Source organism: Amycolatopsis lurida (genome assembly GCF_900105055.1).
Lineage (GTDB): Bacteria > Actinomycetota > Actinomycetes > Mycobacteriales > Pseudonocardiaceae > Amycolatopsis > Amycolatopsis lurida.
This window is the reverse complement of sequence record NZ_FNTA01000004.1, coordinates 4,982,601-4,996,341: the sequence shown is the minus strand read 5'-3', so window position 1 is coordinate 4,996,341 and position 13,741 is coordinate 4,982,601. Positions and strand designations below refer to the sequence as shown.

Sequence of the window (13,741 nt, the reverse complement as noted above, 5' to 3'; positions counted from 1 at the left end):
TCGGTGTACCTGTCGCAACAAGGCATCCAGCCGGTCTCTCTGGGCGTCGACTGGGCGTGCCGGCTGGGCTCACTGCGGTATCTGCACTTCGACGGCCGTCCCGTCGTCCATGTCTCGCCCTCGATATGGGCGATGGATCCGCAGGTGATCCGGCAAATGGCCGCCGATCGGCGGTATATCGAAATCCCGCCTTCCGATCCGAGCCTGCTGAGTTTCCAGTACGCGCCGGACAGCTTTCCGGGGCGGCTCTATGACCATTGGCAGCCGAAACCGGACCCCGCCGGGCAACGCGCTCTGCTCCGGCGGATCCGCGGCGAAAACGAGGTTTGGCTCAGCCTTCGGCACGTGAGGCTGGCTCGCCGGTACGTCGCCGAGCTCGCCCACCAGAACGGCATGGTCATCACCCGGGAACTCGCGACCAGTGCCGACAGGCTTCTCCTGCTGCAGCGCGACCCGGCCGCACCGCCCCGGCACCGAAGCGGGTTCTACCCGGGCTCCCCGCAATTTCCCCTGTTCACCGGCGTGATCGCGGTTCTGCTGTGCGGCGTCCTCGTGCTCGTGGGCAAGCTGACCCCGCACGAATGGCTGTTCTACCTCGGCGTTGCGCTGTTGCTCCCCGGAATCGTGGCCGCCGCGCTCTGGATCCACCTGGTGCCGCGTTCCACTCGCGTGGGGTGGCTCGCGAACCGGTTCACCGCCGAAGACCCGGCAGTCCACGTCAATACGATCGTCAGCGGGCTCGATCCCGAGCTCGCGGCGCAGCTGGCCGCCGGTTTCGGCTACTTCTACACCGCCTGGCGCCGGGGCAAATACGAATGGCAGAACGAAATCGTCTTCGTCCGGGGAACGCGGATGAACGAACGATCGTCGGATTCCGGAACGGTCGAACGGCCCTGAGCCTTTCGACACCGATTCACAGGGGAGGACGGCATGGCCGGGTACGCGGTGAAGATCGCCGAGCTGGGGAAGCTCATCGGTGATCTCGAAACCGGCGCCGACCGGATGGCGGACGCTAACAAGAAACTCGCCGGCGGAGGCGTATGGGGTGCGCTCGGCAACCCGGATCTCGCGAAATCCGGCATGGATTTCGAGGAAGCCTGGGAATTCGGTATCGGAAGGCTCGGTGAGGCCGCGGAAGGCGTCACCGAAAGACTGAAGACCGCTCAGCAGAAGTACCAGAAGATGGAAGAAGAGTTCGGCGAGGGCCTCGACAAGCTCGGTGACCTGATTCCCGATCCTGTCGACGGCCCGCCGAAACCCAGTGGCACCGGTGGCCCCGATCCCTCGCCTCGATTCCCGCTCGGTGACGACGGCGGGCCGGTCGGCGGCGGCTACACCGGCGGCATCACCGACATCCTCGGAGGCGGCAGGTGACCGGGAACCCGTACCCCGCGCTCGGCTTCGACCCGGCTCCCGGTGACGTCGGGGGCGTCGGCGAGCTGGCCGAGAAATACCGCACGGTCAGCCGCGACCTCGAAGAGGCCGACACCATGCTGCGCCAGATCGTCACGAAGCAGGGAATCTGGACCGGTGAAGCGAGCGAAGCGTTCGCACGCCGTCTCGGCCCGCTGCCCGAGTACTTGGACGGTGCCGCGCGTTCGATGGCGCAAGCCGCCTACGCACTCGAAGGCTGGGCTCGCGACCTCGGCGAAATGCAGCGTCAAGCAGCGGACCTGGAGCGCCGGGCTCAGGCTGCCGCCCAGGCCGCCGAGCAGGCTCGTGCCAACCCGGACTTCGCACTGGCGAGCCAGACGTTCACCGACCAGCAGTCCTTGCGGATCGCGCAGGCGCTTCTCGACAACGCCGGACGTCAACTCCAAGCGGCCATCGACGGCTGCACGGAGGTTCAGGAAGCCGCGAAAGAACTGTTCGCCCAGCACACCTCGGTCGCCGCTCGCGTCGCGGACTTGCTCCGGAAGGCGAAAGAACTCGCTCCCGACGAGCCCGATCTCCTGGACGACGTCGTCGACGCGGTCACCGGCGTCGTCAAGGATCTGGTCAATCTGACCGCCGACGTGGTGGACGCGGTCTGGGACGCCGTTCAAGACAACGCCGAGGTCCTGTCGAAGGTCTCGGACGTCGTGGGCGACGCGGGCAACCTCCTGGGCCTGGCCGGGGAGTTCATTCCGCCACCGGCTGGTGACGTCGTCTCCGCCGTGGGCACCAGCCTCGGGGTCGTCGCGACCGCGGGTCACGCCACGGCCGCCTTCGCCGGGGCCGACGTCTCGCCGGAGACGATCGCGTTCGACCTGGCCGGGGTGGCCACCTCCGGCCTAGGCGCCCTTTTCCCGAACAGTCCGTGGATCAAGCCCCTGGGCCTGGGTTCGGTGGGCGCGCAGTTCCAGACCGACGCGGGTACCGAAGTGGCCGGGCTGAGCTTCGAAGGCCCGATCGACGACTTCAAGAACTACTGGTGGCCCAAGGACGCCGGGCAAGCCGCCATGGCGTCGGCGTCGATCTTCAACGGGCTGCCCATCCTGTGGGGAGCCGTCGCGGTGGGCAACGCCGCCGAAGCGGGGGTCGCCGCGGACAACACCCCGGAGCGGCGACGCGAACGCGCGGAAGACAAGGCCTGGAGCTGATTCATGACCTCGACCGAGACCGGCCTGCTCCTGGATTTGCCGCCTGGCTTCATCGGCATGCCGGTGACGGCCGACGACGAAACGAACGCGGGGATCGCGAAGGCCCTCGGCCAGAAGGTGGCCGAGGCCACCGGGACGGATGCCGGAGAGTTCAGTGCTCATCTGAGGTCGCTGACCCCTTACTTCAAGGAGAACGGCGTCCGCCTGTTCGGCAGATTCGCCGTCGGCGAAGGCCCGGAGCACGTGGCCACACTGGCCCTCGGGACCGTCCGCTTGCCGTCCGTCCGCACCGGGCCGGCTGAACCGGACGGCGAGGTGATGACGAGTGCGTTGCTGAACGTCTATCGGCGAAATCACCCGCGGGCGGATGTTCGTGCGGTCCGGTTACCGCTCGGCCCCGCGCTGGCGGCGATCGAGGTCGGCGAATTCCGGCTTCCGCCCGAGCTCACCGGGCGGGCGGACGACCTGGTCCAGCCCCGGATCAAGGCGGAGTTTCAGGTTCCACTGCCCACTGGCGAAGGCGTCGTGATCCTCGCGGTGACCGCGGATTCGATGGAGGCGTGGCCCGCGGTCGCCGAGGCCGCGTCCCGCGTGGCGCACAGCCTTCGCCCGGGCACCACGGAGGAATGACCATGGCGAACCTCAGCAATCCGCAGCTGATCGAGGAAATGCGCTGGCAGCTGCGCGAGGTCGAAGCGCGCAAGGCCGAGAACGCCAAGGCGCTCGCCGCGGCGGGTGAGGTGACCGAGGTGACCTCCCCCGACGAGACGGTGACGGTGACCGTCGGTCCCGGCGGCGTGATCGGCGAGGTCCGGCTCACCGACAAGGCGCTGGCGTCGAGTGCGAGCGCGCTCGGCGAGGTCATCACGGCGACCATCCGGCGGGCGCTGACCGGGAAGCCCGCGCCGCGGCCGGACCCCGTCGAGGACGACCACGACGAGCCGATCGACACGGTTTTCGATCTCTAGAAGACGACGACCAGCACGCCGATCCACGCGATCACGATCCCCGCCGCCGCGCCGAAGGCCGCCCACCGCACGATCGGCACCCGACGCGCGAGCCACAGTGACGGCGTGATCCCGGCGGTCACGACGGCCGACGCGAGCAGCGCGAGCCAGCCGTTGGTCTCGCGCGCGAGGGTGTTCGCCAGTGCCAGCATCGCCACGACGACCAAGGCCGCGGCGAACGCGGAGACGGTCAGCCCGGTCAGCCACGGTGTCGGTTCCCCGGCGGGGTCCGGCGTGCCGAAGAGCCGCCGCGCGAGTTCGTTGCGGGGTGCGGGGGCGGGCGGATCGATGATGACGCCGTCACCGGAGACGGGATCGACGAACCGCACCGACGTGCCCATCGTGGCGGCGACCCGCTGTGCGAGCTGGCGGCCTCGCTGGGAGACCACGGAAGCCGCCTCGGTGCCGGTGCCGCCCACGGCGGACGCGACCCTGGCCCATTCGTGCAGCGCCTGAGCGAGATCCGAACCGATCGCGAGTGAATGCGGGTCCACTTCGCGCGCGCGTTCGCCGCCCGGACCGGCCAGCACCGCGCGTCCCTCACGGATCCGCAATTCCATCGGTTCTCCTCGTGATCGCTCGGGTGCTCACGATAGCGGTGGACGCGTCTCGTAGAACGCGATCGCGCCCGCCGTGGCGACATTCAGCGAATCGACGCCTTCCGGCATCGGGATCCGCACCGCGACGTCGGCGGCGGCGATGGCCTCTTCGGTCAGGCCGGGGCCTTCCGCGCCCAGCATCAGCGCGACCTTCTCCGGTGTCTGGTCCCGTAACTGGCGCAGCGAAACGGAATCCGCACGAGGAGTGAGGGCAGCGATACGGAAACCGCGTTCCCGCAGCAATTCCAGGTCGCCGGGCCAGGAGCCGAAGGTCGCGAACGGCACGCGCAGCACGTGCCCCATCGAGACGCGGACGCTGCGCCGGTACAGCGGGTCCGAACAGCCGGCGCCGAGCAGGACCCCGTCGACGCCGAGCGCAGCCGCGTTGCGGAACAGCGAACCGAGATTCTCGTGGTCACCGACGCCTTCGAGCACCGCGAGCACGCGCGCACCGTCGATGACCTCTTCGACCGTCGACGGCGGGACCGGCCGGTCCGCGACGGCCAGGATGCCCCGGTTCAGATGGAATCCGACCACATCGGCCATCGTCTCGGCCGAAGTCACATAGCCGGGGACGTCGACAAGGTCCAGGTCGCCGCCCAGTTCGCGGAATCGCCGTTCCACCCCGAGCAGGGAACGGACCGGATAGGGGGACTTGAACAGGCGCTCGACCACGACGGTGCCTTCGGCGATCACAAAGCCCCGCCCACCCGGCCTATCGGGACGCCGATCGGCTGTGGACAAGTCGCGGAAATCGTCGAGCCGCGGATCGTCGCGGTCGTCGATGGTGATCAGTTCTGCCACCGGGAGAGTGTGTCATCCGCCCGCTGCGTGCCGTTTGCGTCCGATCGCCTGCGGGTAAATAGTACGTATGGAGGTATTTTGCTGTCAGTTAACCCCTAGTGACAGAGAGCACCAGTTTGGCCGCTAGCCGGGCGACTGCGAGGCGTGAAACCGTTGGGCCGCCTGGCAGTCCCGCCTGGATCTCGCGGAGCGTGGCCAATGAGGAGCTCGACGAACATGGGTAAGAATCTTTCGGCGGACCCCTCCGAGCCGCAGGATCGCGGCCGCTATCGCCGAAAGGTCCAGCGCTGCCTCGACACCTTGGCCCGTATGCTCACCGACGGAAGTTTTTCCTTCCCGCGCAAGAACATCGGCCTCGAGGTCGAACTCAACCTCGTCGACGGCCAGATGCGCCCGTCGATGACGAACACCACCGTGCTCGAAGCGCTGAACGATCCGTCGTTCACCACCGAACTCGGCCAGCACAACCTGGAACTCAACGTGCCGCCGCGGCCGTTGGCGGGTGAGTCCGCGCTGCAACTGGAGGACGACCTCCACGCGTATCTGGGCGCCGCCTCCCGCAAGGCCGAGGAATCCGGCGCCTCCCTGGCGATGATCGGCATCCTCCCGACGCTGCGACACGAGCACTTCGACCAGAAGTGGCTGACCAACAACGCCCGGTATTCGCTGCTCAACGACCGGATCTTCGCCGCGCGCGGCGAGCGCACCGTGCTCTCGATGGAGGGCTCGCCGCTCCCCGGCCGTCAGCCCGAGCGGCTGCGCAGCTACTCCGAATCCATCTTGCCCGAGGCCGCCTGCACCTCCGTTCAGCTGCATCTGCAGGTCGCGCCGGAGGAGTTCGCGGCGCATTGGAACGCGGCGCAGGCGCTGGCGGGCGTCCAGGTCGCCGTCGGCGCGAATTCGCCGTTCCTCCTCGGCAAGGCGCTGTGGCACGAAACCCGGATCCCGCTGTTCCTGCAGGCCACGGACACCCGGCCCGAAGAACTGAAGAACCAGGGCGTGCGGCCGAGGGTGTGGTTCGGCGAGCGGTGGATCACGTCGATCTTCGACCTGTTCGAGGAGAACGTCCGGTACTTCCCCGGCCTGCTCCCCGAGACAGACCGCGAGGATCCGATCGAGGCGCTCGACTCCGGGCAGGCCCCGAAACTCACCGAACTGCGGATGCACAACGGCACCGTCTGGCGCTGGAACCGGCCGGTCTACGACGTCGTTGACGGCCTGCCGCATCTGCGGGTGGAGAACCGCGTGCTGCCCGCGGGCCCGACCGTCGTCGACATGGTCGCGAACGCCGCTTTCTTCTACGGCGCACAGCGGGCGCTCGCCGAGGCCGACCGTCCTGTGTGGACACAGATGTCGTTCCAGGCCGCCGAGGAGAACATGTACGCGGGGGCGCGCCGGGGTTTCGACGCGCAGCTGTACTGGCCGGGTATCGGCTGGATCCCGCCGGACGAGCTGGTGCTGCGGGTCCTGCTGCCGCTGGCGCACGAAGGACTACGCCGATCGGATGTCTCGGACGTGGCGAGAGAGCGCTATCTGGGCATCATCGAGCAGCGGTGTCTCACTCGGCGGACCGGCGCGGCGTGGCAGCGGGAGTACGTCCTGCGCGCGGAGGAGCGCGGCGCCGAGCGGGAGACCGCGCTGAATCGGATGCTGGGCCGGTACCTGGAGCTGTCGGCCACCGAGACGCCGGTGCACACCTGGTCGCTGGAGGCTTAGAGTTTCCCTCCAGGGAGGTGGCTCGTGCCCAAGATCATCGGCCGGTCGCTGGAGGAGCACCGGCGCGAGGTCCGCAGCAGGGTGTTCGACGTCCTGCGCGGGCAGCTGTACGAGCGCGGATTCGACGCGATCACGCTCGCGGGTGTCGCCGCCGAAGCGGGCCTCGGCCGCACGGCGATGTACAACCACTTCCCCGACAAGGAAAGCCTGCTGGTGGCCTTCGTCGAGGACGAGGCGACCCGGTACGTCGAACGGCTGACGGCGGCCGTCGCGACCGCGGACACCCCGGTCGAGAAGCTTTCGACGTTCGTCCGGCTCCAGCTGCGGGTGCTGGCCGAGTACCACCTGCCGCCGGGGACGGCGCTCGCGTCGGCGCTGGCGCCCGCCGCGTACCGGCGGATCAGCGCGCACGCCGACCCCATCACCGGCCAGTTGCGCGAAATCCTCGCTGAGGGGGTGCCGGACGAAGACCCCGAGGTACTGATCCCGATGATCACCGCCGCGCTGGGCAGCCGTCAGGTGGTCGACGTGCCACCCGAACGGCTGGACGACGCTATCGAGGGAGCCGTCCGCTTCGTGCTCAGAGCGGTCGGGATGACGGAAAACCCGTAAATAAGGGTAGCCTAACCCGCAGTTGTGCCTTACGCTCTTTCTGACAGCATGTCAGATCGATGCTTGGAGGCTCTGTCCATGCCGGTGACCACCGACGTCGAATCCGGGCCGTTCTCCGCGACCCTGCGCGCCTCCACCCTGCCCGCCCACGAGCGGGCCAACCACTCCGAGTACATGAACGCGCTGCTCGGCGGCGAGCTCACGCGCGACGGGTACACCCGGCTGGCGATCCAGTACTACTTCATCTACCAGGCCATCGAGCAGGCCGCCGACAAGCTGGCGAAAGACCCCGTGGCGGGCAAGTTCGTCTTCGAGGAGTTGCGGCGGCTGCCGAGCCTCGAACGCGACCTCGAACACCTCGTCGGCCCGGACTGGCGCGAGACCATCCGGCCGCTGCCCTCGACGGAGCGTTACGCGCGGCGCGTGGCCGAGGCGTCGGACTGGTCCGGCGGCTTCGTCGCCCACCACTACACGCGCTACCTCGGCGACATCGCCGGCGGGCAGGTCATCCGGCGGCTACTGGAGCGCAAGTACGAGCTGACGGACGCGGGTTCGCTGTTCTACCACTTCGACCAGCTGGGCAGCGCGCCCAAGTTCCGGGACGACTACCGCGAGCAGCTGAACTCGGCGCCGTGGACCGAGGATGAGCGCGCGCGGCTCATCGACGAGGCCATCGTGGCCTTCGAGTGCAACATCGCGGTGTTCGACGAGCTGGCGAGCGAGCTGGACGCGTACCGGGCCGCCTGACCTCGTGAGTGGTAAGGACGGTTCTAACCGTCCTTACCACTCACGAGCCCTACGCCCTCCTGCGCCTGACTACCAGCATCAGCCCGGTGCCGGCACCCAGCAGCACCAAGCCCCACAGCAGCCAGACGCCGCCGTCGACTCCGGTGGCCGCGAGCGCCGAGTTCGGCCGGTACTTCACCTCAGGTACCAGGTCGTCAGACCCCGCACCCCCGCCCGGACCGGGCACCGAGCCGCTGGGCAGGCTCGCGCAAGAAGCACCCAGGGTCACCGTCGCCTCGTCGAGCGCCTCCCCGACCTTGTAGAACTTCGCGAACGCCTCCGCGTTCCCCAAGGTCACCTTGATCCCGGCGACGCTCAGCGCGCCCGCGCCCTCGCTGGTCTTCGCCGCCGCGAGGTCCAGCGAAGCGAGCTCGACACCCGGCTGGTTGATCGGCGGAGACGGCGCCCCGCTGGTCGTCTTCAGCTCCACATCGGCGAAGAGCTTGCCCTTGCCCTGCGCCACGACCACCTTCGGCCGCCCGATCGACAACACGAAGGAGTGCCCCGGGTAAGCGAACGTCACCTTGCCGCGGAACTGCGTCGTGAACTCCGCCGCCGACTTGTACTGAGCGCTGTCGAAGCCCCACCGGTAGGCCCCGCTCGGCGGTCCCGTCCCGTCGATCTTGTCGATGTCGGTGATCTCGACACCGTCCGAAGCGGTGATCGACGTGCCCGAACCGGTCCCGACGTAGCGGCGGAAGCTCTGTTTGAAGCCCCACAACAGGTTTCCCTGCTTCACCGATTCCGGGGTGAGCACGCACGCCGGAGAAGTCGTCGTCGGCGTGGGCGGAGCCGAACTGGTAGGCGCGCTCGACGTGGGAGCGGGTCCGCTCTTGCCTGGGAAGACGATCCGGCCCGTGTCGAGCGCGTCCCCCGCCTTGTAGAAGCCGGCGAACGCCGCGGCACCCTCGGCCGTCAGTTTCGCCGACTCGATGTCGGCGAAGACGTTGTCCCCGGCCTGTGCCGGAGCCTTCAGCTTGAGGTCCGCCAGCACGACGTCGGACGGTGCCCGCACCTTCTCCGGCGCGGTTTTGGTCCCGTAGAAGGCATAACCGACCTTTGCGGCGAGTGTCCCGGTGCCGTCGCCCGAAAAGGTGATCCGCGGGTCGGCGACGGTGAAGTCCCAGATCGTATGCGCTTCGAAGGTGTACGTGACCTGTCCGGTGTACGAGACCGTTCCTCTTCCGGAATCCACTGTGGACGATCCGTACTTCCAGGTGTACGGGTACGGCTCGGCGTTCGGCGCCGCGGTGTCCAAGGCCGCCCCGTTCGATAGAGTCACCGTGCCACCGCCCCGGGTGATGTAGGACCGCCAGGACTGCTTGAGTCCCCAGCCGAGGCCTGGCGCGGTGTCTCCCGGACCGGGATCACCGAGGCCGGTGAACTTCAACGGCGTCGTGCTGTCCCACGTGAGCGCCGGGGTGTCCCAGCCGAAGACGAAAACGCTGAACGGCTGCGTCTTCGCGCTGTAGGTCGTGCCACTCGCGACGTACTCGGCCTTGACGGTGACCGTGTATTCCCAGCTCCCGTCGTCGCCGACCGGGATCTGGCTGCCGACCGCGCCTTTCTTGATCAGGCGGCTGACCTGGAAATCCTTACCGGCCCGATCGCGGACGTCGGCCTTCGCCGGGCCCACGCGCAGGCCGAAGCCCTTTCCGTCGTTGGCGGCCGGGTCGAAACCGGTGCCCTTGACGACGATCTTCGTACCTGCCGGGTCGAGGCCCGCGCTCGGCGTCACGGTCACCTTGGGCGTGAACGGATCGGCGGCGATCGCCGGGGTGGCGGCGATTCCGCCCACCAGCGCGACGCCCGCCAGCACGGCACCCCATCTTCGCAAGGACACTTCATTCACCTTCCGCGTTGCGGGTCCGCTTGCGGGCCCGGATCAGGGGGACGGCGAGCACGGCGATCAACACCACACCCGCCACCACGGCGATCCACCACCACGAACCGGGTTCCCCGCTCTGCGCGGCGGGCTTGGCGACCGGCACGGGTTCAGTGGATTCCACAGTGGACACAATCGGCGTCGAAGTCGAAGTCGGCGCCGCGCTGGAGGATGGCGGTGGCACCGGCGAAGACGAAGGAGGCGGCGGAGCGGCGGCCTGGGTCGTCGGCGCCTTCGGCACCGCGAACGTCACCGGGGTGAAGGTCTCGTTGTTCGCGTTGACCACGCCGTGGGCGCCGACCGTGATAAGTCCACATCGGACTTTGAGGCAGTCGACGTCGACGACCTTCCCGGTGCGGTCGGCGGCCTTGAACCGCGCGCCGGGGATCACCAGCGTCGCCGACCACGTCCCATTCGCGGCGATCTCGCCGTTGGCCGCGGACCCGGTGTCGCTGCCGGGGAAGGCCAGGAACCGCTGGAAGCCGTTGTTGTCCTTGGTTTCCTTGTCTTTGACGTACCGGTAGGTCTCGCCTGCCGCGCCACCCTGACTCGGCTGCCACGTGCCGTCGGCGACCCAGCCGAACAGCAGATAGATGCCGCCGTGCCCCTTCGGCACGGACTGGAATCCGGTTCCCTTGACCTGCAAGGAGGTCGCGTACTCCGGATCCGCGGAGCCGGGCGAGAACGTCACGGCCGCGCCCGCCGCGGAAGCGGGCAAGGGTGCGGCGATCATGAGCAGCCCGGCTGCGACGGCCACTCTCATCAGCTGTTTCATCGGCGCTCCTCGGCCGCTCGGTGGGGAAGGACGATCGGTTTCCCGGTGCGGGGATGGGTCAGGACTTCCACGGGATGCCGGTAGACCTCGCTGAGCAACGACTCCGTCAGCACCTGGGCGGGCGTGCCCTCGGCGGCGAGCCGTCCCTCGGACAGCACCGCGACCCGGTCCGCGTACGCGGCGGCGAGCCCGAGGTCGTGCAGGACGACGAGCACCGCGTCCCCCGCCTCGGCCCGCGCCCTCCCGAGCGTGAGGATCTCCTCGCTGTGCCGGAGATCCAGCGCGGCGGTGGGTTCGTCGAGCAGCAGGATCCCCGCCCGCTGGGCGAGCACCCGCGAGAGCGCGGCCCGCGCCTGCTCACCGCCGGACAACGTGGTGAACCGGCGCTCGGCGAATTCGGTCATCCCGGTCGCCTTCAGCGCGGCCGCGATCTCGGTGTCGTCGAAGTCCTCGGCTTCCGTTCCCTTCCAAGGGGTCCGGCCCATCCGCACGACCTCGGCCACGGTGAACGGGAAGGTCACCGTGTTCTGCTGGAGCAGGACCGCGCGCAGTCGTGCGAGCTCGATCCCGCTCCAGGAACCGAGTTCGGCTCCGGCGACGAGGACCCGTCCCGAATCCGGGCGAAGGTCTCCGGCGAGCAGTCCGAGCGTGGTCGACTTGCCCGCGCCGTTCGGCCCGACGACCACGAGGACCTCACCGGAGAGCACCTGCAGCGATACTTCGCGAAGCAGCGTCTTTCCTTCGACCGTATAGGAAACGCGGTCGAGTTCGGCACCGTTCATGCCCAGCCTCCCGAACGTCGCCGGGTGCGCAGCAGCAGCCAGAAGAAGAACGGGCCGCCGACGAGCGCGGTCAGCATGCCGATCGGCAGATCGGCGTAGGTGAACAGGGTTCTGGCGCCGAGGTCGGCCGCGGCGAGCAGCAGCGCGCCGCCGAAGAGGCTCGCCGGGATCAGCACGCGATGCCCCGGGCCGAGCAGCATCCGCAGCCCGTGCGGCACGATCAGGCCCACGAAACCGATGATCCCCGAATACGAAACGGCCGCGGCCGCCATCAGGGCGACGACCACCACCGCGCCGATCCGCAGCCTTTCGACGTCCACGCCGAGGTGCCTCGCCTGCCGCTCCCCGAGCGCGAGGAGATCGAGTTTCCGTGCCAGCGCGATCGACACGACGACACCGACGGCGACCAGCGGCAGCACTGTCACCACGTACGGCCAGCGCGAACCGGCCAGGGAACCCAGTTGCCAGAACACGATCTGTTCGCGGGCGGCCTGGTCCGCGGAGAACATCAGGAACGAGATGAGCGCCATCGCGACCGCGTTGACCGCGACCCCGGTCAGGATCAGCGTGACCACCTCGGAGCGCCCGCGTGACCGCGAAAGCACGTAGACGAGCAGCGTGGTGACGAGCCCGCCCGCGAAACCCAGGGCAGGCGTGGTGAACGCGCCGAAGAACGTCCAACCGGCCACAATGGACAGACTCGCGCCGACGGCCGCGCCGGACGAGACACCGACCACGGCCGGTTCGGCGAGCGGGTTGCCGAACACGCCCTGCATCAACGCGCCACAGACGCCGAGCACCCCGCCGACCAGCAACGTCATCACCACGCGCGGGAACCGGACCTGCCACAGCGCACCCTCGGCGAACGGGTCGAGTGGCGTTTCCGAGAGCCCGAGCCGGTGCAGCACCGAATCGAAGACCTGCGACAGCGGAAGGCCGTACTGTCCGCTGCCCGCGGAGACGAGCGAAATCGCGACGACACCGCCCACGAGCACGGCGAAGACCGCCGTCACCTTGAAACCGCGGTTCATCCGGCGTCATCCGGCGCGTAGAGGGCTCGCGCCAGCGCGTCGAGCACGCCGGCGGTGAGCGGCCCGAAGCTCAGGATCTGCGAGTCCGCCATGTCGACGATGCGGCGGTGCTGCCCGGCGGGGGTCTGCGCCACACCTGGCACTTGGAGCGCACCGCCGACCCCGCCGACGGATTCGAGCCCCTTGGTCATCATGAGGATCACGTCGGGTGCGGTCTTGGCCAGCGCCTCCGGGTTGACCGGGCGCATGCCCTCGATACCCGCCTCGGTGGCGACGTCGATCGCGCCGAGCCCCCGGATCAGCGAATCGGCACCGGAACCCTTGCCGAACAGGTGATACACGCCGGCTTGCCCGCGCATGTAAAGGAAGACGACGCGGAGCTTGCGGCTCGGATCGGCGGGCGCGAGTTTCGCGATCTCCGCCTTCTTCGCGTCGACGTCGGCCGCGAGCCTGACGGCAAGGCTTTCACCCGCTTCGGGAACGCCGAGTGCGGCGGCGACCTGGCGGACGATGTCACCGACGTTGTCCATCGAACGCTTCGAGTCGACGACGACCACGGGCACCCCGGACGCGCGCAACTGCAGCACGGCGTCCCAAGGGCCGAGGGTCGTGTCGGTGATCACCACGGTCGGCCGCAGCGCCAGGATCGCCTCGGCGTTGAGCCGGTGGCCGTTCATCGTGACCAGCGGCAGATCCCTGGCCGCGGGGAAACCGGTCGAGACGTCGCGGCCGACGACGTTGCCGCCGAGGCCGAGCCCGAAGACGGTCGCGGCGAGGGTGCCGGACATGTCGAAGGCGAGGATCCGGCTCGTGTCGGTCACGGTGACCTGGGTGCCTTGGTGGTCGGTGACGGTCGCCGGGAGGTGCTGCACCGCCGGTTTCGTGCCGGTGATGTCGGCCTGCGCGAGCCGCGCGGTGGTCGGTCCGACGTGGGTTTGGGGCTCCGCCAAGGGCTTGACCTGCGAAAGCGGGCGAAGGTCAGCGCCGGTTTCGGCGGCCTTTGTGGTCGCCAATGGCGGGGACGAACATCCGGTGACAACGATGACGAGGCAGAGCGCGACCGTGGACAGCAACCCCCTTGACAACATTAGGCAAGGCTAACCATATTTACTGATGGATAGGTAAGCCTCACCTAAGGCTGTAACCTGCTTGTGATCGAAGG

15 protein-coding genes are annotated in these 13,741 nt (G+C 68.6%); 8 read left to right on the top strand and 7 right to left on the bottom strand.

Features of this window, described 5'->3' with window-relative positions; all coding sequences use genetic code 11:
* The first annotated feature begins 3 nt into the window (after positions 1–3).
* The 5 genes from BLW75_RS29000 to BLW75_RS28980 are packed head-to-tail and all read left to right on the top strand — an operon-like array spanning position 4 to position 3,550.
* Positions 4–897 carry a hypothetical protein gene (locus tag BLW75_RS29000; protein ID WP_034308448.1) on the top strand — a complete coding sequence of 298 codons (894 nt, stop codon included), beginning with the start codon at positions 4–6 and terminating at the stop codon, positions 895–897.
* A gap of 33 nt (positions 898–930) precedes the next feature.
* Positions 931–1,374: a hypothetical protein gene (locus BLW75_RS28995; protein ID WP_034308445.1), complete on the top strand. Its 444-nt coding sequence runs from the start codon at positions 931–933 to the stop codon at positions 1,372–1,374.
* On the top strand, positions 1,371–2,582 hold the full coding sequence (locus tag BLW75_RS28990) for a putative T7SS-secreted protein (protein WP_034308442.1): 1,212 nt from the start codon (positions 1,371–1,373) through the stop codon (positions 2,580–2,582). Before BLW75_RS28995 ends, BLW75_RS28990 begins: the two co-directional genes overlap by 4 nt.
* A gap of 3 nt (positions 2,583–2,585) precedes the next feature.
* Entirely contained in the window at positions 2,586–3,212 is a 627-nt protein-coding gene (locus BLW75_RS28985) for a hypothetical protein (protein WP_034308439.1), read from the top strand.
* Positions 3,213–3,214: 2 nt separating this feature from the next.
* On the top strand, positions 3,215–3,550 hold the full coding sequence (locus BLW75_RS28980; protein WP_034308437.1) for a hypothetical protein: 336 nt from the start codon (positions 3,215–3,217) through the stop codon (positions 3,548–3,550).
* Here BLW75_RS28980 and BLW75_RS28975 read toward each other — a convergent pair.
* Both BLW75_RS28975 and BLW75_RS28970 read right to left on the bottom strand, forming a co-directional pair.
* Complete coding sequence (locus BLW75_RS28975) at positions 3,547–4,149, bottom strand: DUF2537 domain-containing protein (RefSeq protein ID WP_034308435.1); 603 nt, start codon at positions 4,147–4,149, stop codon at positions 3,547–3,549. The two genes, BLW75_RS28980 and BLW75_RS28975, sit on opposite strands and share 4 nt — an antisense overlap.
* Positions 4,150–4,176: 27 nt before the next feature.
* The gene (locus BLW75_RS28970) at positions 4,177–4,992 is read right to left on the bottom strand and encodes a TrmH family RNA methyltransferase (RefSeq protein WP_034308432.1); all 816 of its coding nucleotides are present in this window, start codon (positions 4,990–4,992) and stop codon (positions 4,177–4,179) included.
* 216 nt (positions 4,993–5,208) lie between these two features.
* Between BLW75_RS28970 and BLW75_RS28965 the strand changes: the two genes are divergently transcribed.
* From BLW75_RS28965 to BLW75_RS28955, 3 genes are all read left to right on the top strand, one after another.
* Positions 5,209–6,708 (top strand): glutamate-cysteine ligase family protein, encoded by a 1,500-nt coding sequence (locus tag BLW75_RS28965; RefSeq protein WP_034308430.1) that lies wholly within the window; start codon positions 5,209–5,211, stop codon positions 6,706–6,708.
* A 24-nt stretch (positions 6,709–6,732) separates the two neighbouring features.
* On the top strand, positions 6,733–7,320 hold the full coding sequence (locus BLW75_RS28960) for a TetR/AcrR family transcriptional regulator (protein WP_034308428.1): 588 nt from the start codon (positions 6,733–6,735) through the stop codon (positions 7,318–7,320).
* A gap of 78 nt (positions 7,321–7,398) precedes the next feature.
* Positions 7,399–8,067, top strand: coding sequence for a biliverdin-producing heme oxygenase (locus BLW75_RS28955; protein WP_034308426.1), 669 nt, complete (start codon positions 7,399–7,401; stop codon positions 8,065–8,067).
* A 49-nt stretch (positions 8,068–8,116) separates the two neighbouring features.
* Here BLW75_RS28955 and BLW75_RS28950 read toward each other — a convergent pair whose 3' ends face one another.
* From BLW75_RS28950 to BLW75_RS28930, 5 genes are read right to left on the bottom strand one after another with little or no spacing between them, the layout of a single operon-like run.
* Positions 8,117–9,949 carry an HtaA domain-containing protein gene (locus tag BLW75_RS28950; RefSeq protein ID WP_158005369.1) on the bottom strand — a complete coding sequence of 611 codons (1,833 nt, stop codon included), beginning with the start codon at positions 9,947–9,949 and terminating at the stop codon, positions 8,117–8,119.
* A 1-nt stretch (position 9,950) separates the two neighbouring features.
* Positions 9,951–10,766, bottom strand: a complete 816-nt coding sequence (locus tag BLW75_RS28945) for a hypothetical protein (protein WP_241783433.1) — start codon at positions 10,764–10,766, stop codon at positions 9,951–9,953.
* Positions 10,763–11,548, bottom strand: coding sequence for a heme ABC transporter ATP-binding protein (locus BLW75_RS28940; protein WP_198935693.1), 786 nt, complete (start codon positions 11,546–11,548; stop codon positions 10,763–10,765). The genes BLW75_RS28945 and BLW75_RS28940 overlap by 4 nt, the downstream gene beginning before the upstream one ends.
* Positions 11,545–12,579, bottom strand: a complete 1,035-nt coding sequence (locus BLW75_RS28935; protein ID WP_034308421.1) for a FecCD family ABC transporter permease — start codon at positions 12,577–12,579, stop codon at positions 11,545–11,547. Before BLW75_RS28935 ends, BLW75_RS28940 begins: the two co-directional genes overlap by 4 nt.
* Positions 12,576–13,667 (bottom strand): heme/hemin ABC transporter substrate-binding protein, encoded by a 1,092-nt coding sequence (locus BLW75_RS28930; protein ID WP_034308419.1) that lies wholly within the window; start codon positions 13,665–13,667, stop codon positions 12,576–12,578. Before BLW75_RS28930 ends, BLW75_RS28935 begins: the two co-directional genes overlap by 4 nt.
* Between the last annotated feature and the right edge of the window lie 74 nt (positions 13,668–13,741).